This window comes from Paraburkholderia sp. A1RI_3L, assembly GCF_048957895.1.
GTDB lineage: Bacteria > Pseudomonadota > Gammaproteobacteria > Burkholderiales > Burkholderiaceae > Paraburkholderia > Paraburkholderia kururiensis.
Genome location: NZ_JARCHA010000001.1, coordinates 1,110,559 through 1,130,268, shown reverse-complemented (window position 1 = coordinate 1,130,268; position 19,710 = coordinate 1,110,559). Strand labels below are relative to the sequence as shown.

Below are 19,710 nucleotides of genomic sequence, written 5' to 3'. Positions count from 1 at the left end.
GCTGTCTCCGTAGTTCTGCTATTTGCGTGGCTTCATGAGCACCTTGATCGAATCGAGCGAGTTCGCCACCTTGATCGCCTCGTCCCATTCTTCCAGCGAAAAGCCGTGCGTGACAATCCCCTTCGACGTGACGAGCCCGCGTGCAAGCAGGTCGATGGCGACCGGGTAGCAGTACGGCCCCAGGTGCGCGCCGCGCACATCGAGTTCCTTGCGGTCGCCGATGATCGACCAGTCCACCGTGGCGTCGCTGCCGAATACGGAGAACTCCACGAAGCGGCCCAGCTTGCGGATCAGGTCCATGCCCTGGTTCACGCCCGCGGGCACGCCCGTGGTTTCGATGTAGACATCGCAGCCGTAGTCGTTGGTGAGCGAGCGCACGATGGCGAGCGCATCTTCGCGCGTGGGATTGATCGTGACGTCCGCGCCGTATTCGCGGGCCAATGCGAGCCGCTCTTCCACGAGGTCGATCACGACGAGTTTCTTCGGCGTCTTAAGGTGCGCCACCTGCGTCATCATGAGCCCGAGCGGCCCGGCACCCGCGATCACCACCACGTCGTCCAACTGGATGTCGCCGCGATTGACGGTGTGAATCGCGCACGCGAGCGGTTCGATGATCGCGGCGTCTTCGAGCGAAATGCCGTCGGGAATCTTGTGCACGATGGCCGTGGGCGGAATGCGCATGTATTCGGCCATGCCGCCGTCGGCCACTTCGCGCTGAAAGCCGAAGATGTTGTGCACCTCGCACATCCAGTACTGGCCCGAGCGGCAATAGCGGCACTTGCCGCACGGCACGATCTGCTCGGCGATCACGCGTTCGCCCACTTTCATGCCGAAGTGCTCGGCGGCGCCCTCGCCCACTTCTTCCACGTAGCCGAAGAACTCGTGGCCCGGAATGACGGGTGCCTTCACCCACGGGCTCGGGCCGCCCCAGAACATCTTTGCGCCCGAATGGCACTTGCAGTCGCTCGCGCAGATGCCGCACGCCGCAATGCGAATCACGAGTTCGTGCGCCCCCGCGCGCGGCCTGCGCACCTGCTCCACGCGATAGTCCTTCGGTGCGTGGCACACGATGGCCGTCATCTGCTGATCGTTGTCTTGAGTCGTCATGGGTTTGCCTGTTGTGTCCAGTTCACGTTCAAACGAAAGAGATTGAGAGAGCACCGCGCCCTTACTTGCGACGTTCGCGGCTGATGTAGATGGCGAGCAGGATGATTCCGCCCTTGATGACGTTCTGCACGTATGGATTCACGCCCACCATGTTCAGGCCGTTGTTCAGCACGCCGAGCAACAGCGCGCCAATCAGCGTGCCGACAATCGATCCGCGTCCGCCCGAAATGGACGTGCCGCCCATCACGACGGCCGCGATGGCGTCCAGCTCGAACCCCACGCCCGCATTCGGCTGGCCGCTCATGAGGCGCGCGGTGAGCACGATGGCCGCGAACGCAGAGGTGAGGCCAGAGAGCGTGTACACGATCAGCTTCACGCGTGCCACGCGCACGCCGGAAAGCCGCGTGGCCTGTTCGTTGCCGCCAATCGCGTAGACGTAGCGGCCAAACGGCATGCGTTCGAGCAGCAGCCACGCGAGCAGATAGACCACGAGCATGATGAGCACGGGCGCCTGGATGCCGAACACCTTGCCGCTGCCGAAGAAGCCGACCCAGTCGGGCAGGCCGTCGATGGGATAGCCGCCTGTGTAGATGAGCGCGAGACCGCGCGCCACGCCCATGGTGGCCAGCGTCACGATGATGGGCGGCATGCCCGCGAAGGCGACGAAGAAGCCGTTGGCCACGCCGAACCCGAGCCCCACGGCAATGCCCACCACGAGCGCCGCCACCGCGTTCATGCCGGCCACCATGAGCCCTGCGGCCAACGTGCCGGAGAGCGCCATCACGGAGCCCACCGAGAGGTCGATGCCGCCCGTCAGAATCACGCAGGTCATGCCCACCGCGATGATCGCGTTGATGGAGACTTGTCGCAGCACGTTTTCGAGGTTCGACGCGGAGAGAAAGCTGCTGCTCGCGAACATCATCGCGACGCAGACCACGACGAGTCCGACGAACGGATAGAACAGCGTGGAGCGCCGCAGCGCGTGCCAGATGCGATGCAACGAAAGCGGCTCTGGTTCGCGGCGCACCGACAAGGTCGATGCACCTGTGCCGGATGTCGATGCTGATGAAGAAGGTTCGTTACGCAGATTCATGTTGCACTCCGGATGCGCCAGAGGTCGCATAAGTCATCACGATGTTCGGATCGATGTCGTCGCCTTCGAGCGTCGCTTCGATGCGGCCTTGCCGGAATACGGCGACGCGGTCGCACATGCCCACGATCTCGGGCAGCTCCGACGAAATCATCACGATCGAATAGCCGCGCGCCGTGAGTTCGCGCATCAGCTGATAGATCTCGGCCTTCGCGCCCACGTCGATGCCGCGCGTGGGTTCGTCGAAGATGAGGATGTCGGCGTGGTGGTTGAGCCAGCGCGCAATCACCACCTTCTGCTGGTTGCCGCCCGAAAGCGTTTCCACGCGCGTGTCGATGGAAGGCGCCTTCACGCCTACGCGCTTCACCACGTCCGCGGTGGTGCGCGCCTCGCCGCGCCGGTCCACGAAGAAGCGCAGGCTGCGGTACTTGCCGAGGTTGTTGATGGAGATGTTGTGGCGAATCGAGAAGTCTGTAATGAGCCCTTCGGTCTTGCGGCTTTCCGGCAGGATGCCGATGCCCGCGGCGAGCGCATCGGCCGGGTCGGTGAAGTGCGCAGCCTCGCCGCGTACACGCACTTCCCTCACGTGCGCGGGCTCGGCGCCGATCACGGCGAGCGCCGTTTCCGTTCGCCCCGATCCCACGAGTCCCGCGAAACCCAGAATCTCGCCTTCGTGCAGCGTGAAGCGGTTGACCGGTCCGTCGCGATGCAGTTGCAGCGCCTCCACTTCGAGCACCGGCTTCGCGCGGCGCGCATGCGGCGGCGTGACGGGCTTCGGCGGAAAGCTGTTTTCGATGCGCCGCCCCACCATCATCTCCACGAGCCGGCCCACGTCGGTGTCGTGCACTTCGGTCGTGCCGACGTACTGGCCGTCGCGCAGCACGGTGATTCGGTCGCATACCTCGAAGATCTCGTCGAGGTGGTGCGAGATGAAGATCATCGCCACGCCCTGCTGCCGCAACTCACGCATGATCGTGAAGAGATGCCCGGCCTCGGCGGGCGTAAGCGTCGCCGTGGGCTCGTCGAGAATCAGGATGCGCGCATCGAGCGAGAGCGCCTTGCCGATTTCCACGAACTGCTGCTGCGCCACCGAGAGCTCGCGCACCGGCACCGAGAGATCGATATCGACGTCGAGCCGCGCGAAGATCTCCGCGGCCGCGCGACGCATGCGGGCGCGCTCCATCATGCCGAAGCGGTTGCGCAGCTCGCGTCCCAGAAACATGTTCTCCACGGGGTTGAGGTACGGAATCAGGCTGAACTCCTGAAACACGATGCCCACGCCCGCCGCCACGGCGTCGTGATAGTTCGCGAACTGGCGCGCCTCGCCGTCGATCACGATGCTGCCCGCATCCGGTTGATAGATGCCGCACAGAATCTTCATGAGCGTCGATTTGCCCGCGCCGTTTTCGCCGAGCAGCGCGTGAATTTCGCCGGGCGCAACGCGCAGGTGAATGTCCTGCAGCGCCGTCACGCCGGGAAAGCGCTTCGTGATGCCGTCGAGCTGCAATATCGGTTCCATCGCCTCTTCACCTCTCGCTTTGCCTGCGGCGCGCGGGTTCACGCAGCGCGCCGCAGGCGTTCACGCTTACCAGCTAAAGCCCTTCGCGTTGTCCTTGTCGACGAGCTTCACGTCCACCGGAATCGTCTTCGGCACATTGGCGCCCCACTTCTTCGCGAGCGCGATGCCGATGGCAATGCGGATCTGGTCGCGCGGAAACTGCGCGGAGGTTTCGATGAACTTCGAGTTCGGCTTCTGGATGGCGGCGATCGCTTCGGGCGCGCCGTCCACGCTCGTGAGCTTGATGTCCTTGCCCGAGGATTCGATGGCCGAGAGCGCGCCCATCGACCCGCCGTCGTTCACGCTGAAGATGCCCTTCAGGTTCGAATGCGCCTGGATCATGTTCTCCGTGACGGAGAGCGCCGTGGCGCGCTCCTGCTTGCCGTTCTGCGTATCCACCACCTTCACGTTCGGGAACTTCGCGAGCGCGGACTTGCAGCCGCGCACGCGTTCGAGAATAGGCACCACGGGAATGCCGTCGAGAATCGCCACTTCACCGCTGCCGCCAATCGCTTTTGCGAGGTACTCGCACGACATGGCGCCCGCGTCGAAATTGCGCGAGCCGACGAACGAATCGACGGGGCCGTTCGCGTTGGCGTCCACGGCCACCACCACGACGCCCGCCTTCTTCGCCGACGTGACGGCGGACTGAATGCCCGTGGAATCCGTCGGGTTCACGAGCAGGATGTCGATCTTCTTCTGCAGCATGTCTTCCACGTCGCTCACCTGCTTGCTCACGTCGTGATGCGCGTCCGTCACCACGACCTGCGCGCCGATGGTGGCAGCCGCGTCGTTGAGCGCCTTTTGCATCGTCACGAAGTACGGGTTGTTGAGTTCCTGGAACGTCATGCCGATCTTGAGCGGCGCGGCGTTCGCAGCGGGCACGGCGCCCGCCATGAGGCCGAGCGCGAGCGCGGCGCATGCAGCAAGCGGGCGCAGCGAGCGCAGCCGATGCAAGGAAGGGCGCGCGGGCGATGCAGTGGAAGAAAGATGCGTCATGGTCGTCTCCGTTTTTGAGTGTGAGTCATCCCGTCGCGCGGCCGGCGGCAGCGCGAGGTGGTGCAACTGCGGTGAAGAAAGGAAAGCGCGGGCGGGCGCTCAGCCCGGTGGAGCGGCGCCTGACAAGGCACCCGGCGCGCGCAAGCCGAGCGACCCCGGCAGGCCAGGGGAGCCTGGCGAGCGCGTGCTGGCCTGCGGAGCCGGCACGATGTCAGGCGCCCCGGCGATGCCCGTGCCGCGCGCGGCAGCTTCTTCGGATGCGGCGCGGCTTGCGTCGTTCATCTGCTGGTAGCGGCGGAACATGGAAGGCGCCATGCCCTTGGCGGCGAGGAATTGGCGGTTGAAGTTCGAGAGGTTGTTGAAGCCGGTCTTGAAGCAGATGTCCGTGACGCTCAGTTCGGGGTCCATCAGCAACTCGCACGCGAGGTTGATGCGCATGCGGTTCACGTACTGCACGAACGGCAGTCCCGTGTGGCGACGGAAGTAACGCGAAAACGCACTCGGACTCTGGCCCGCGAGGCGCGCGAGTTCGCCTTCGCGCAAGTCGGTGGCGAGGTTCTTGCCGATGTACGAGAGCACGTGGTTGATGCGCGTGGAGGCGAAGCTCGCCGGGTCGATCTGGTACGCGGGGCTCGCGAGCAACTGGCGGTCTGTGGCGTCGAAGAGCATCTGCATCATCGAGAGGAACAGCACGATGCGGCGCAGTCCGCGCGCCTCGAGCAATTCGGCGAAAAGCGGCTGGATCGCAGCGCTCGTAGCAAGCCCGAACTGCACGCCGCGGCGCGAGTCGTCGAGCAGCGGCTGAAGCTGACGCCACTCGGGAAAGCTCTCGGCGCAGTGCGAGACGAACGCCTGGCCAAACTGCACGACGAGATTGCGTTGCGCGATGGTCTCGCCTTCGGGCACGTCGCTCACCCAGTTGTGCGGCAGGTTCGGCCCCATCAGCACGAGATTGCCGGGCGTGAAGCCGCCGATATAGTCGCCCACGAACATCTTGCCGGTGGTCGCGACGATCAGATGGATCTCGAATTCGGGATGAAAGTGCCAACGTACCGTGCGGTACGGATAGCCATGCGACCACACCTTGAACGATTCGTCCCGGCGTACGTCGACTACCTCCAGATCGGGTTGCACGCGTTCCTCCTGATGTCTCTCGTCGACCGGCCAGCGCATCGAGCGCGGTGGCTTTCTGTTAGGCGAAAAGGTAGTCGCCGGGCGCGCGCGGGGCCACTCGAAATGAGACCCCGGACCGATACTTTTTTGCATTCGGGTTAGTCCCGACGCGTTTCAGGTCAAATTTGGTGCAATGCAGCAGCCTGTGCAGCGCGCCGGATTGCTGCGTGTGCATCTCGCCTTCGTCGGTTTCCTCTCCATCCAGCCAAGCCTCGCAGACGCTTCTGCGCCGCGCTGCGCCACCGAAACTGGCCGGCCGCGCCTTGACTTTCGTATCGGCGAATACGATCATTCGTTCAAACGTAGAGCAATTGTTCTGATTGCGCGCAACTTGCCCGCTCGCGAACCTCACGCTCAATTCGCCATAGAACGCACAGACGCACGCCGGTCGTGCGTCATCACGTGCGCATGCCCTTCAGGAGACGCTCATGAACACCGAACGCAGCGGTGCGAACGTGATCCTGCACATCGGTGCAGGATCGTTTCATCGCGCGCATCAGGCCTGGTATCTGCATCGCGTGAACGAGTCGCGCACGCCCAACCAGCCCGACGAGCCCGACTGGTCGCTCACCGTCGGCAACATTCGCGGCGACATGAACGCCGTGCTCGACGCACTCGCCGCGCAGTCCGGCGTCTACACGCTGGAAACCGTGACGCCGCAGGGCGAGCGCGCGTACGAGACGATCCGCTCGATTCGCCGTGTCCTGCCCTGGGCCGCGGACCTCGCGCCGCTCGTCGAAGCGGGCGCGGACCCGGCCTGCAAGATCATTTCGTTCACGGTGACGGAAGGCGGCTACTACCTCGACGAACACGATCGGCTCGACACGGCGAACCCCGATCTCGCAGCAGACCTCGCCGGTGGAAGCACCACGATCTACGGCGCGCTCGCCGTCATCCTCGAAGAGCGCATGCGCCGCAACGCGGGCCCCGTCACGCTGCAAAGCTGCGACAACCTGCGCAGCAACGGCAAGCGCTTTCGCGCGGGCATGACGGAGTTTCTCGACCGCCGCGGCGCGACCGCGCTGCGTCAGTGGTTCGACAGCCACACGGCGTGCCCCGAATCGATGGTGGACCGCATCACGCCACGCCCCACGCCCGACGTGCGCGAACGCGTGCTCGCGGCAACCGGCGTGGACGACGCGTGCCCCGTGATGGGCGAGGCGTTCATCCAGTGGGTGATCGAAGATCATTTCATCGCGGGGCGGCCCGCGTGGGAGCGCGCGGGCGCGGAGCTGGTCGAGTCGGTCATGCCTTACGAGGAAGCGAAGATCCGCATTCTCAACGCGAGCCATAGCTGCATTGCGTGGGCGGGCACGCTCGTGGGCCTCGCCTACATCCACGAAGGCACCGCCGATGCCGAGATCCGCCAGTTCGCGCACGACTACGTGACCGAAGACGTGATCCCGTGCCTCACGCCCAGCCCGATCGACCTCGCGCGCTATCGCGACGTGGTGCTCGAACGCTTCGGCAATCCGTTCATTCAGGACACGAACCAGCGCGTGGCCGCAGACGGCTTCTCGAAGATTCCCGGCTTCATTGCACCCACGCTCGCGCAACGCATCGACGCGGGCATGCAGCCCACCGCAACCGCGGTATTGCCCGCGCTGTTCTTCCGCTTCCTCGAGCGCTGGCAGCGTGGCGAATTGCCGTACACGTATCAGGACGGCGTGATGGACGAACGCGCGGTGCGCGCCGTATTCGCCGCAGCCGACCCGCTCGCCGCGTTCGCCGCGGACCGTCTGCTATGGGGCCGCATGGCGGGCACGGCAGCGCTTGAAGGTGCGCTGCGTGTGGCGCTCGCGCGCGTGGACGCGTGGCTCGCGAAGCGCAGCGCGACTGGCCGCGGGGCGGACTGAAATGCGCCGAATGGGGTGAATGCGCATGGCGACACGCACGGCATGCGGCTAAAGTAGCGCATCTCTCCCACGACGAAGTTTGAGCGCTCATGTACCTCGGCATCGACCTCGGCACGTCCGAAGTGAAAGTCCTGCTGCTCGCCGCCGACGGCCGCGTGGTCGGTACGGCGGGCACGCCGTTTTCGGTCTCGCGCCCGCGTCCGCGCTGGTCCGAACAGAATCCCGCGGACTGGTGGGCCGGCACGCTCAGCGCGCTGCGCACGCTGCGCGAGCGGCATCCGCAGGCGTATGCGCAGGTGCGCGGCATCGGCCTTTCGGGACAGATGCACGGCGCCGTGCTGCTCGATGCGCACGACCGCGTGCTGCGTCCCGCGATTCTCTGGAACGACATGCGCAGCGTGGACGAATGCGCGGAACTCACCGCGCGCACGCCGAAGCTGCACGACATCGCGGGCAATCTCGCCATGCCCGGCTTCACCGCGCCAAAGCTGCTATGGGTGGCGCGCCACGAGCCGCACGTCTTTCGCGAAACGGCCTGCGTGCTGCTGCCGAAAGACTATCTGCGTCTCAAGCTGACAGGCGGCAAGGTGTCCGATCCGTCCGACGCCGCCGGCACGCTCTGGCTCGACGTCGCCAAGCGCGACTGGTCTGACGCGCTGCTCGCGGCCTGCGACATGCGCCGCTCGCAGATGCCGCGTCTTGCCGAAGGCAGCGCGCCTTCGGGCACGTTGCTGCCCAACGTCGCGCGCGAACTGGGCCTCTCGCCGGAAGTGATCGTCGCGGCGGGCGGCGGCGACAACGCGACGAGCGCCATCGGCATCGGCGCCACGCAACCGGGCGACGGCTTCGTTTCACTCGGCACCTCGGGCGTGCTCTGCGTGGTGGGCGACCGTTTCCGGCCCAATCCCGCGTCGGCCGTGCATGCGTTCTGTCACGCGATTCCCGACCGCTGGCATCAGATGAGCGTGGTGCTTTCCGCCGCAAGCTGCCTGCGCTGGGTCTGCAAACTCACCTCCACCGACGAACCCACGCTGCTCGCCGAAGTCGAGCAGCTTTCGTCCGACGCGCTCGCCACCGCGCCGCTCTTTTTGCCTTACCTCTCGGGCGAGCGCACGCCGCACAACGACCCGTATGCGCAGGGCGTGTTCTTCGGCATGACGCACGCAACGGACCGCGCGCTGCTCGGCTACGCCGTGCTGGAAGGCGTGACGCTCGCGCTCACCGACGGTCTCGACGCGCTGCGTGCCGCGGGCACCGAAACAGGTCCGCTTTCGATGCTGGGCGGCGGCGCGCGCAGCCGCTACTGGGCGCAACTGCTCGCCGACGCGTTCGACACGCCCACGCGCCAGCACGGCGGCGGCGAAACGGGTGCGGCACTGGGCGCGGCGCGCCTCGGCTGGCTCGCGGCCGGCGGCGACCCGCACGTGGTGCTGACGAAGCCGCCCGTGCTAGCGGAATTCACGCCGAATCGCGAGCGCCATGTCGCCTTGCGCGCGCGGCTCGACAGTTTTCGCGCGTTGTACCGGCATGTGCGTCCACTCTTCGATCCGTCACGCGAGCGGCTCGCATAGCCCGGCCTCGCGTCACGTAGCTGCCACGCGCAACGTGACGCGAGTGCTTCCGAAGCACCGAAGACGCCCTTCCCGCCGCTGGTATAGTCCCGCATCCGGTAAAGCCAGCAGGCGCCGCCCAGGTCTTTCGAGACGAATCATCGTGCCCAAGTCATCCGAAAAACTCGACCTCGCTACTCGCGCCGCGTGGCTCTACTACGTGGCGGGCAACACGCAGAACGAAATTGCCGAGAAGTTGCAGGTCTCGCGGCCTGTCGCGCAGCGGCTCGTGGCTTTCGCGGTCGAAAAGAACCTCATTCGGGTGCGCGTGGATCATCGGCTCGCCGATTGCCTCGCGCTTGCCGACCGTCTCTCGAAACGCTACGGCCTCGCCGTGTGCGAGGTGGTGCCCGTAGACGACGACAGCCCCGAAGAGATCGACCGCAAGCTCGCCGTGGCCGGCGCCCAGGTCATGGAGCGCTACCTCACCGAAGAAAAGCCGATGGTGATCGCCGTGAGCAGCGGCCGCACGCTGAAGGCCGCCGTCGATCAGATCGCGCAGCTCGACCGTCCGCAGCATCGGCTCGTTTCGATGGTGGGCGCGATTGCGCAAGACGGCTCGTCGAACCGCTACGACGTCGCGCTGCATATTTCGGAGAAGACGGGCGGCAAGCACTTTCTGCTGCCGGCGCCGCTCATTGCCGACAACGAGGCCGAACGCGCGCAGTGGTGCAATCACCGGCTCTATCGGATCGTGGAAGGGCTTTCGGGTGAAGCGGACGTGGCGTTCGTGGGCATCGGCAACATCGGGCCGAACTGTCCGCTGCACGAAGACGGCTTCATTACGTCAGCCGAAGTGCGCGAGTTGACGCAACTGGGCGCGGTTGCAGAAATGCTGGGCTTGCCGATCGACGCTTCCGGCCGTCGCGTGGAATCGCCCACGGGACGGCGCGTGACGAGCATCCGGCTGGATTCGCCGCCTCTCCGCCCCACCATCGGCTTTGCGGGCGGCGAGCGCAAACGCCAGGCGGTGCTCGCGGCGCTCAAGGGCGGCTGGCTCTCGGGGCTCGTCACAGACGAGCTTTCGGCCCAGGCGGCGCTGGAAGAGAGCCTTTAACGGGCTCTTTAACGGCCCTTTAATCGCTCTTTAACGGGGCCCTCTCCATAGCGCCGGCTAAGCCGGTATCAAGCTCGTATCAAGCCGCCAGCACCTCCACGATCTTGCGCGCGAACGCCTGCCCGTTTGCATCGAACAGATGGCAATGCTCGGGGGCGGCGCCCAGCATCAGCGTCTCGCCGTGCTCGTGCTTTTCGAGCGGCGGAATGCGTGCAATCAGCCCTTCCGGCGCCACCGACGACTCCGCGTACAGATAAGCCGCGTCGCCGAGCGATTCCACCGTCATCGTGCGGGCGCTCACGCCGTACTCGCCCGCGCCCACGTGCAGGTGCTCGGGCCGAATGCCCACGGACACCTTGTCGCCCTCGCGCGCCATGCCCGGCTCTACGGCAACCTTCTGCGTCTCGCCCGTCGCAAAGGCCACGAGTACGCCATCGCGCGATACGGACCGCACCACGCCGTCGAGGAAATTCATCTTCGGCGAGCCGATGAAGCCCGCCACGAAGCGATTGGCCGGCGCGTGATAGAGCAGGTTCGGCGAACCCACCTGTTCGACGTTGCCCGCGGAGAGCACGACGATCTTGTCGGCGAGCGTCATGGCTTCCACCTGGTCGTGCGTCACGTAGATCATCGTGGTCTTCAGCTCGTCGTGCAGACGCGCGAACTCGAGGCGCATCTTCACGCGCAGCGCGGCGTCGAGATTCGAAAGCGGCTCGTCGAACAGGAAGACCTTCGGCTTGCGCGTGATCGCGCGGCCAATGGCGACGCGTTGACGCTGGCCGCCCGACAGCTGCTTCGGCTTGCGGTCGAGCAGATGGTCGATGTGCAGGATCTTCGCGGCGTTCTTCACGGCCGCATCGATCTCGGGCTTCTTCGCGCCCGCGAGCTTGAGGCCGAACGCCATGTTGTCGTAGAGCGTCATGTGCGGATAGAGCGCGTACGACTGGAACACCATCGCGATGCCGCGCTTGGCGGGCGGCACTTCGTTCATGCGCGAGCCGTCGATCATGAGGTCGCCCCCGCTGATTTCTTCGAGCCCCGCGATCATGCGCATCAGCGTGGATTTCCCGCATCCGCTCGGGCCGACGAACACGACGAACTCGCCGTCGGCGATGTCGAGGTTCACGTTGCGCAGCACTTCGTTGTCGTCGTAGCGCTTGTTCACGTTACGCAGGGTCACGCTTGCCATGATGTGTCTCCGAATTTTGCGGGTGTTGCGGGTACTGCTTGTACTGCCCGTTGCACTTTCCGTCGTCTCGCACTGAGGCGCTGTCTCGCGAGACTCAATACGAGCCCACTGCCGCACGCTGCTGCCACTGCGCGGCAAGCGCGGGCAGCTCGCGCATGTCGTCGAATACGTAATGCGCGCCGGCGGACTGCAGCGCGCTCGCCTGGTGCCCGCCCACATGCGTGCCGCCGATGAAACCCAGCACCGTCATGCCGGCCGCGCTCGCGGCCGTCACGCCCGTCACGCTGTCTTCCACCACGAGGCACGCGTGCGGCGCGAGACCGAGCCCTTGCGCCGCAGCCAGATAAACGTCGGGGGCGGGCTTGGGCTGCGCAACGGCGTCCGCGCAAAAAAGCCGCTCGCCGAAAAACGTGGCGAGCCCTGTGCGCGTCAGCACGGTGCGCACGTAGGCGCGGTAGCTGTTGCTCGCGCAGGCCTTGGTGAACGGAATCTGCTCGAGCGCGGCGGCCACGCCTTGCACGGTGGGCGCATCCACGGCGGCGGCTTCCACGGTGCTGCGGATGGCCGCCACTTCGTCGTCGCCCAACGTTCTGCCAAGCTGGCCCGCCGCGCCTTGCAGCACACGCTCGATACGCAGGCCGAGCAGCGGCATGACGACCGGCTCCACTGCGGCGTCGGGCCAGCGCGCTTCGAGTTCGCGCACCAGCACGCGCGCCGCCACGGCTTCGCTGTCGATCAGCACGCCGTCGCAGTCGCAGATCAGCGCGAGCGCAGTGGCATCGCGCGCTGCCGTCGTTACCGCTGCCGTCATTTGACCGCCCCGAACGTGAGGCCGCGCACCAGCTGCTTCTGCGAAAGCCAGCCGACGATCAGAATGGGCGCCACCGCGAGCAGCGAAGCGGCCGAAAGCTTCGCCCAGAACAACCCTTCAGGGCTCGAATACGACGCGATGAATACGGTCAACGGCGCCGCGTGAGAACTCGACAGATTGATGCTCCAGAACGCCTCGTTCCACGAGAGGATCACGAGCAAGAGCGCCGTCGAGGCGAGCCCCGGCAACGCCATCGGCATCAGCAGATAGACGATTTCCTGCCAGGTCGCGGCGCCGTCGATGCGGCCCGCTTCCAGGATGTCGCGCGGTATCTCGTTGAAGTACGTGAAGGCCATCCACACCGCAATGGGCAGATTGATGAGCGAGTAGACGATCACGAGGCCCCACACCGTATCCAGCAGGCCGCTGTTTTTCCAGAGCACGTAGATGGGCACGAGCACGCCGACGGACGGCATCATCTTCGTCGAGAGCATCCACAGCAGGATCTTCTGCGTGCGGTGGTCGGGGAAGAACGCCATCGCGTAAGCCGCGGGCACCGCGAACAGCAGGCAGATCACGGTGACGCCCACGGAGATCAGCACCGAATTCCAGGCGAACGCGAAGTAATCGCTGCGTGCGAAGACCTCGCGGAAGCTCTCCAGCGTCGGCATGAAGAAAAGCGTCGACGCATACGCCTGCTGTTCGGTCTTGAACGCCGTAATGGCCATCCAGAAGATCGGGAAGAACAGCAGCAGCGCGATCAGCCACGCGAGAATGCCCGGAATGCTGCGGCGGATCATGGCGAGCGGCGAAGCGCCGGGCGCGCGCGCCACCGCAGCGGAAGGCGTGGAAGAAGCGGTAAGCTGGCTCATTTTTCGTACTCCCCTTTCAGGTTCCTCGCGAGCATGCGCACGAGGAAGAACGACACGATGTTCGCGAGCACCACGGCGAGAATGCCGCCCGCCGACGCAATGCCGACGTCGAACTGCTGCAGGCCCATCGAATAGATCAGATACGAGAGGTTGGTCGTGGCGTTGCCGGGACCGCCGCCTGTCGTCGTGTAGATCTCCGCGAAGATCGAGAGCAGGAAGATGGTCTCCATCATGACCACCACGGCGATGGCGCGTTTCAGGTGCGGCAGCGTGATGTAGAAGAACATCGAGAAAGCCCCGGCGCCATCGATGCGCGCCGCTTCCTTCTGTTCCTGGTCGAGCGACTGGATGGCCGTGAAAAGGATCAGGAACGCGAACGGCAGCCACTGCCACGCCACGATCATGATGACGGCCGTGAGCGGGTACTGGGCGAACCAGTCGATGGGCGTGAGGCCCAGCGCGCGCATGCCCGCGGCCACGAGTCCGTAGACCGGGTGCAGGATCATGTTCTTCCAGATCAGCGCGCTCACCGTGGGCATCACGAAGAACGGCGCGATGGCGAGCAGCCGCGCCACGCCCTGGCCGTAGAACTTGCGGTCGAACAGCACCGCCATCAGCACGCCGCCCACCACGGTAATCACCAGCACCGCGCCGATCAGTTCGAGCGTGTGGGCGATGGACGGCAGGAACGACGGATCGGTGGCGAGAAAACGGTAGTTGTCGAGGCCCGCGAAGCCCTTCACATCAGGGTTCAGCAGGTTGTAGCGCGAGAACGAATACCAGATGGTCATCGCGAGCGGAATGGCCATCCAGAGCAGCAGGACTGCGACGGACGGCGTCATCAGCCAGCGCGACGGCCGGCGCTTGCCGACTTCGCTCGCCTCTACGGTGGTTTCGCGGTGGACGTGCATGAGGGGGAGATGGAGATGACGCATGATCGTGACCACCCTTCGGTTGGAACGGACCCGGAAGTGCTGCGGCCCGCTCGGGTGCTACGGGTTCCGGCTGCGACGCAACATGCCAAGTACGATTGCGCCGCTGCCGGAACGCTTGCTGCGGGTTACTTCAAGTCACTTCAAGTTACTTCAGATAGCCGGCCTGGCGCACGGCGCGATCCGCCGTGGCGTTGCCTGCCTGCAGTGCCTGGTCGACCGACATCTGGCCTGCCAGCGCACCGGCAATGCTCTGGCCCACCACGGTACCGAACGACTGGAACTCAGGGATGCCAACGAATTGCACGCCCGTGTACGGCACCTTTTGCGCGGTCGGCGAATTCGGGTCGGCGGTCTGGATCGCCTTCAGCACGAACTCGGAGAACGGCGCCGCCTGCTTGTACTCGGCGCGCTGATAGGTGGATTCACGCGTACCCGGCGGCACCGACGCCCAGCCCTCGTCCTTGGCCACCATCTCGATGTAGCCCTTCGACGTGGCCCACGTGATGAACTTCTTCGCCGCGTCCTGCTGCTTCGAGGACTTCGGAATGGCGAGCGCCCACGACCACAGCCAGTGCGAGCCCTTCGGCGTGACTTCGACCGGCGCCGCGGCAAAGCCGATCTTGTCGGCCACCTGCGACTGCTGCTTGTTGTAGAGCATGCCGGCCGCCACGGTCGCGTCGATCCACATGGCGCACTTGCCCGACGACATCAGCGTGAGGTTTTCGTTGAAGCCGTTCGAGCTGGCTCCCGGGGGGCCGTCCTTCTTCAGCAGGTCGACGTAGAAGTTCACCGCCTTCTTCCACTCGGGCGAGGTGAGCTGCGCGTTCCACTTCTCGTCGAACCAGCGGCCGCCGAAGGTGTTCACGAGCGTCGTGACGTAAGCCATGTTCTCGCCCCAGCCGGCCTTGCCGCGCAGGCAGATGCCGTAGGTGCCGCTGGCCTTGTCCGTGAGCTTGTCGGCAAACTGGGCGATCTGGTCGTAGGTGGGCTGGTCGGGCATCTTGAGGCCCTTCGCCGCGAACAGGTCCTTGCGATAGAACGTCATGGAGCTTTCGACGTAGAACGGCAGCGCGTAGAGCGTGCCGTTGTACGAGAGACCGTCGCGCGCGGTCTTCACGACGTCGTTGAGGTCGTAGTCGGCGGGCAGGTTCGACATCGGCGAAAGCCAGCCGCGTTTGCCCCACTGCGGCGTTTCGTAGGTGCCGATCATCATCACGTCGAACTGGCCGCTGTTGGTCGTGATGTCCGTGGTGGCGCGCTGGCGCAGCACGTTCTCTTCGAGAATCACCCAGTTGAGCTTGATGTCCGGATTCGCCTTTTCGAACGCGGGCGAGAGCTTCTTCAGCTCGATCATGTCGGGGTTGTTCAACATGGCGATCGTCACCGTCGCGGCAGAGGCGCTCGCGGCCGCGGCGCATCCGACGGCGCCGACGGCGAACGCCCGAAGCGCGGTTCTCAAGGCTCGTTTCATGACTTGTCTCCTGTATGGACTGCGTTATGGCGGGCCGTCGCAAGGCCCTTCTTGATGGACGGAACAACAGACGCCGCGGCCGCGCGCGGCGCGATCTGGATTCAACTTCGGACCTGACTTCGGCCTCGACTTCGGACTCAACTCATCCAGTTGCCGCCGTCGACGTTCAGCGTCTGGGCGGTGAGGTAGTCGGCGTCGGCGGAAGCGAGAAACAGCGCCGCGCCCGTGAGGTCGCCGGGCAGCCCCATGCGGCCAAGCGGCACGGCTTCGCCCACGAGCCGCTTCTTCTCGCCCACGGGACGGTTCTCGTAGCGGGCGAAGAGCGCATCGACCTGATCCCACATCGGGGTATCGACCACGCCCGGCGCAATGCCGTTCACGTTGATTCTGTGCGGCGCAAGCGCAAGCGCCGCGGACTGCGTGTAGCTGATGACAGCGGCCTTGGTCGCGCAGTAGTGCGAGACCAGCGCCTCGCCGCGGCGCCCGGCCTGCGACGACATATTGATGATCTTGCCGCCGTCGCCCTGGCTCACCATCTGGCGCGCCACGGCCTGCATGAGGAAGAACAGGCCCTTCACGTTGACGGCGAAGAGCTTGTCGAAGATGTCCCAGGATTCGTCGAGCAGCGGCCGCATGTCGAAGAGCGCCGCGTTGTTGAAGAGCACGTCGATGCGGCCGAAGCGCGCCACGGTGGCGGCAACGATGCGCTCAATATCTTCGCGCCGCGTGACGTCTGCATGAAGGGGGAGCAAGCGGTCGCCGTACTCGCGGGCAAGCTGGGGGGCGATGCCTTCGGCCGGCTTCAGGTCCACGAGCGCGCAACGCGCACCTTCTTCCAGATAGCGCCGGGCCACCGCTTCGCCGATGCCGCTTGCTGCGCCGGTCAGAATCGCAACCTTGTCCTGCAATCGCGCTGCCACTCGCTGTCTCCTGATCGTTCTGCCGTCCACGCAGCGAGCGAACGCCCATCACGCGAACAATTGCTCTGTTTGTGGTCGAATGATCGGATACGAGTCGGATCATGTCAAGGCGCGACGTGACATTTCGATGGTGCAGCGCGCAAGGTCCGAGACATGGCTGTACGGCAGAGGTGCCGAAAGACAGTGATACGTTATATCATCCCGATTTCGTGTCGCGCGCCGTCACGAGCCCATGCCGGAAAACGGCGAATGCAACGCCACGGCGCGGCGGGAACGCCGTAGCGAACGCAATCCTTCCTCAACCTCGAAGCCCGGGAACAACCATGAAGACAGCCCACTCGCTGTGGAATCTGCTGCGTCGCAGCATGCGCCTGCCCGCCCTCCTCGCGGCCAGCGCCGCGGCCCTTGCCCTGAGCCATGCGGCGCTCGCGCAGGAAAGCAAAGTGCCCGTCGTGGCAGCGGAAAACTTCTACGGCGACGTGGTGCGGCAGATCGGTGGCCGCTACGTGGACGTGACCAGCATCCTCTCGAATCCGGACCAGGATCCGCATCTCTTCGAGGCCAGCCCGAAGACGGCGCGCGCGCTCCAGCAGGCCAGCATCGTGGTCTACAACGGCGCCGACTACGACCCGTGGATGACGAAGCTCCTCGCCGTGTCGAAGAACAGCAAGCGGGCGACGATCGTGGCCGCCGATCTCGTCGGCAAGAAGGCCGGCGACAATCCGCACCTCTGGTACGACCCGGCGACGATGCCGGCCGTGGCGCGCGCCATCGGCTCGGCGCTCTCGGCCGCAGACCCCTCGCACAAGAACGTGTACGATGCCAACCTTGCAACGTTTCTCGGGTCGCTGAAGGGCATCAACGACAAGGTCGCGGCCATGCACGCGCGCTACGCGGGCCAGCCGGTGACGGCCACGGAGCCGGTGTTCGGCTATATGTCCGACGCGATCGGGCTTGCAATGCGCAACCAGCGCTTCCAGCTCGCCACGATGAACGACACGGAAGCGAGCCCCTCGGACATTGCCGCCTTCGAACGCGATCTGCGCGAGCGGCAAGTCCGGGTGCTGATCTATAACAGTCAGGCCACCGAGGCGCTCACGAAACGCATGCTGAAACTCGCGCAGGATTCACACGTGCCGAGCGTGAGCGTCACCGAAACGGAGCCGGCCGGCATGACGTTCCAGCAGTGGATGCTGGCGCAGCTGACCGCGCTCGACAAGGCGCTGGCCTCGGGCGCCGCGGCAAAGTAGCTCGCGGTAGCCCGCAACGGTCAGCAGCCGGCAGCCAATGCAGCAAAGCAGCACCAGGCAGTAGCAAAGGGAACCCATACATGAACGTGACTGGCCGCGCGCCATCCGAAAGCGCTCGCGATCCGGCCATTGCGCCCGTGCTCGAACTCGATCGCGTCACCATCGAGCTGGGTGGGCGCGTCATTCTGCGCGACACGAGCTTCACCGTGAACCAGGGCGAGTTCATTGGCGTGCTGGGGTCGAACGGCGCCGGCAAGACCACGTTGATGCGCGCCGTGCTCGGTCTCGTGCCCGCGGCGCAAGGCACGATTCGCGTACTGGGCGAGCCGGTGATGCGCGGCAACGCGTCGATCGGCTATATGCCGCAGACGCGCAGCGCGCTTGCGGGCCGGCGCATTCGCGGCCGCGAATTCGTCGCAATGGCCGCGGACGGTCACCGCTGGGGCCTGCCTCATACGGATGCCGCCACGCGCGCCGACGTCGACCGCGTGCTCGAACTCGTGGGCGCCCGCTCGCTGGCGAAGCGTCCGCTCTTCGAGCTATCCGGTGGCGAGCGGCAGCGCCTGCTGCTCGCGCAATGTCTGCTCGGCAAACCGCAACTGCTGCTGCTCGACGAACCGCTCATCAGCCTCGATCCACATCACCAGCGCAGCGTCGTCGAACTCGTACGCGAGGTGCAGCGCGAACTCGGCATCGCGGTGCTGTTTTCGGCGCATGAACTCAACCCGCTACTGAATGCGCTCGACCGCGTGCTGTATCTCGGCAACAGCGTGGCGGCGCTCGGCACCGTCGATGAAGTCATCACCGCGCCCGTGCTCACGCGGCTCTACGGTTCGCCCATCGACGTGATGCGCGTGAAGGGCCGCATCTTCGTGATGTCCGGCGACGTCGAAATCGAAAAACACGACCACGGCCACGAAGACGAGCACGAACATGCGCCGGGCCACGAAAGCCACCGCCACGATCACGGGCACGATCATGGTCACGGCAGCCATCCACACGATCACACGCACGATGTTTGAATACGACTTCATGGTGAACGCCTTCGCGGCGTCGGGGATTGTCGCGGTGCTGGCGGGCGTGGTCGGCTACTTCCTCGTGCTGCGAGGCCAGACGTTCGCGGGTCACGCGCTCTCGCACGTCGGCTTCACTGGTGCGACGGGCGCGGTGCTGCTCGGCATCTCGCCGCTCTGGGGCATGGTGGGCTTCACGTTCGCAGCGGGCATGTGCATGGGCGCGCTCGGCGAACGGCTGGCCGGCCGCGACGTCGCGATCGGCGTCACGCTCTCGCTCGCACTGGGCTTCGGGCTGCTGTTCCTGCACTTCTTCACGCAGTACGCAACGCAAGTGACAGCGCTGCTGTTCGGCAACGTGCTGGGCGTGAGCGGACCGACGCTCGTCGTGCTGGCGGCGCTCGCCGTGGTGAGCCTTGCCGCGCTGGCGGCCATCGCGCGGCCCTTGCTGTTTGCCTCGCTCCAGCCTGAGCTTGCGGAGGCGAAGGGCGTATCGCTGCGACTCGTCTCGACGCTGTTTCTCGCCGTGACGGCGCTCGCCGTGGCCGCGTGCACGCAGATCGTGGGCGTGCTGCTCGTGTTCACGCTGATGGTGGGCCCGGCTGCCGCGGCGCAAAACCTCACGACGCGGCTTTCCACCGGGCTTGCGCTCGCCGCGCTGTTCGCGCTCGCCCAGGCGTGGCTGGGCGTGACGCTCGCCTTCTATACCGACTGGCCCACGAGCTTCTGGATCACCGCGCTTGCGGCGGCGGTCTACGGTGCGAGCCTGTTGCGCAGGCGCTAGAAGTCAGACGCCGTC

At 65.5% G+C, this 19,710-nt stretch carries 18 protein-coding genes; 6 read left to right on the top strand and 12 right to left on the bottom strand.

Translation table 11 applies throughout. The features are described 5' to 3' along the window. Nucleotides 1-18: 18 nt before the first annotated feature. From PXJ20_RS05275 to PXJ20_RS05250, 6 genes are all read right to left on the bottom strand, one after another. Nucleotides 19-1,107: an alcohol dehydrogenase catalytic domain-containing protein gene (locus tag PXJ20_RS05275; RefSeq protein ID WP_421030327.1), complete on the bottom strand. Its 1,089-nt coding sequence runs from the start codon at nucleotides 1,105-1,107 to the stop codon at nucleotides 19-21. Between the two features lie 61 nt (nucleotides 1,108-1,168). Then, nucleotides 1,169-2,200 (bottom strand): ABC transporter permease, encoded by a 1,032-nt coding sequence (locus PXJ20_RS05270; RefSeq protein WP_421030326.1) that lies wholly within the window; start codon nucleotides 2,198-2,200, stop codon nucleotides 1,169-1,171. Then, a complete protein-coding gene (locus tag PXJ20_RS05265; RefSeq protein ID WP_421030325.1) occupies nucleotides 2,187-3,716 on the bottom strand; it encodes a sugar ABC transporter ATP-binding protein in 1,530 nt (509 codons plus the stop codon). Before PXJ20_RS05265 ends, PXJ20_RS05270 begins: the two co-directional genes overlap by 14 nt. Nucleotides 3,717-3,782: 66 nt before the next feature. Continuing rightward, nucleotides 3,783-4,754 (bottom strand): ABC transporter substrate-binding protein, encoded by a 972-nt coding sequence (locus PXJ20_RS05260; protein ID WP_421030324.1) that lies wholly within the window; start codon nucleotides 4,752-4,754, stop codon nucleotides 3,783-3,785. 99 nt (nucleotides 4,755-4,853) lie between these two features. Continuing rightward, nucleotides 4,854-5,888, bottom strand: a complete 1,035-nt coding sequence (locus PXJ20_RS05255) for an AraC family transcriptional regulator (RefSeq protein WP_421030323.1) — start codon at nucleotides 5,886-5,888, stop codon at nucleotides 4,854-4,856. A 58-nt stretch (nucleotides 5,889-5,946) separates the two neighbouring features. Then, nucleotides 5,947-6,219, bottom strand: a complete 273-nt coding sequence (locus PXJ20_RS05250) for a hypothetical protein (RefSeq protein WP_421030322.1) — start codon at nucleotides 6,217-6,219, stop codon at nucleotides 5,947-5,949. 136 nt (nucleotides 6,220-6,355) lie between these two features. On the opposite strand from PXJ20_RS05250, the gene dalD reads away from it, so the two are divergent. The 3 genes from dalD to PXJ20_RS05235 all read left to right on the top strand — a co-directional run bounded on the left by dalD (nucleotide 6,356) and on the right by PXJ20_RS05235 (nucleotide 10,450). Then, nucleotides 6,356-7,783: a D-arabinitol 4-dehydrogenase gene (gene dalD / locus PXJ20_RS05245; protein WP_421030321.1), complete on the top strand. Its 1,428-nt coding sequence runs from the start codon at nucleotides 6,356-6,358 to the stop codon at nucleotides 7,781-7,783. An 89-nt stretch (nucleotides 7,784-7,872) separates the two neighbouring features. Then, a complete protein-coding gene (gene xylB, locus PXJ20_RS05240) occupies nucleotides 7,873-9,354 on the top strand; it encodes a xylulokinase (protein WP_421030320.1) in 1,482 nt (493 codons plus the stop codon). Between the two features lie 142 nt (nucleotides 9,355-9,496). Then, the gene (locus PXJ20_RS05235) at nucleotides 9,497-10,450 is read left to right on the top strand and encodes a sugar-binding transcriptional regulator (RefSeq protein WP_277597348.1); all 954 of its coding nucleotides are present in this window, start codon (nucleotides 9,497-9,499) and stop codon (nucleotides 10,448-10,450) included. Nucleotides 10,451-10,529: 79 nt separating this feature from the next. On the opposite strand, the gene PXJ20_RS05230 is transcribed toward PXJ20_RS05235, so the two are convergent. From PXJ20_RS05230 to PXJ20_RS05205, 6 genes are all read right to left on the bottom strand, one after another. Further along, on the bottom strand, nucleotides 10,530-11,639 hold the full coding sequence (locus tag PXJ20_RS05230; RefSeq protein ID WP_421030319.1) for an ABC transporter ATP-binding protein: 1,110 nt from the start codon (nucleotides 11,637-11,639) through the stop codon (nucleotides 10,530-10,532). 94 nt (nucleotides 11,640-11,733) lie between these two features. Beyond that, on the bottom strand, nucleotides 11,734-12,450 hold the full coding sequence (locus PXJ20_RS05225; RefSeq protein WP_017772846.1) for an HAD family hydrolase: 717 nt from the start codon (nucleotides 12,448-12,450) through the stop codon (nucleotides 11,734-11,736). Beyond that, complete coding sequence (locus tag PXJ20_RS05220) at nucleotides 12,447-13,322, bottom strand: carbohydrate ABC transporter permease (protein ID WP_421030318.1); 876 nt, start codon at nucleotides 13,320-13,322, stop codon at nucleotides 12,447-12,449. The genes PXJ20_RS05225 and PXJ20_RS05220 overlap by 4 nt, the downstream gene beginning before the upstream one ends. Further along, complete coding sequence (locus PXJ20_RS05215) at nucleotides 13,319-14,269, bottom strand: carbohydrate ABC transporter permease (protein ID WP_420873211.1); 951 nt, start codon at nucleotides 14,267-14,269, stop codon at nucleotides 13,319-13,321. Before PXJ20_RS05215 ends, PXJ20_RS05220 begins: the two co-directional genes overlap by 4 nt. Before the next feature lie 133 nt (nucleotides 14,270-14,402). Beyond that, nucleotides 14,403-15,728 carry an ABC transporter substrate-binding protein gene (locus PXJ20_RS05210; protein WP_126876771.1) on the bottom strand — a complete coding sequence of 442 codons (1,326 nt, stop codon included), beginning with the start codon at nucleotides 15,726-15,728 and terminating at the stop codon, nucleotides 14,403-14,405. A 137-nt stretch (nucleotides 15,729-15,865) separates the two neighbouring features. After that, nucleotides 15,866-16,648 carry an L-iditol 2-dehydrogenase gene (locus PXJ20_RS05205; protein WP_421030317.1) on the bottom strand — a complete coding sequence of 261 codons (783 nt, stop codon included), beginning with the start codon at nucleotides 16,646-16,648 and terminating at the stop codon, nucleotides 15,866-15,868. A gap of 323 nt (nucleotides 16,649-16,971) precedes the next feature. On the opposite strand from PXJ20_RS05205, the gene PXJ20_RS05200 reads away from it, so the two are divergent. The 3 genes from PXJ20_RS05200 (at nucleotide 16,972) to PXJ20_RS05190 (ending at nucleotide 19,695) form a co-directional block, all read left to right on the top strand. Then, a complete protein-coding gene (locus PXJ20_RS05200; protein WP_421030316.1) occupies nucleotides 16,972-17,898 on the top strand; it encodes a metal ABC transporter solute-binding protein in 927 nt (308 codons plus the stop codon). Nucleotides 17,899-17,978: 80 nt separating this feature from the next. After that, nucleotides 17,979-18,920 carry an ABC transporter ATP-binding protein gene (locus PXJ20_RS05195; RefSeq protein ID WP_421030315.1) on the top strand — a complete coding sequence of 314 codons (942 nt, stop codon included), beginning with the start codon at nucleotides 17,979-17,981 and terminating at the stop codon, nucleotides 18,918-18,920. Further along, a complete protein-coding gene (locus PXJ20_RS05190) occupies nucleotides 18,913-19,695 on the top strand; it encodes a metal ABC transporter permease (RefSeq protein ID WP_026121045.1) in 783 nt (260 codons plus the stop codon). Before PXJ20_RS05195 ends, PXJ20_RS05190 begins: the two co-directional genes overlap by 8 nt. The last annotated feature ends 15 nt before the right edge of the window (nucleotides 19,696-19,710 follow it).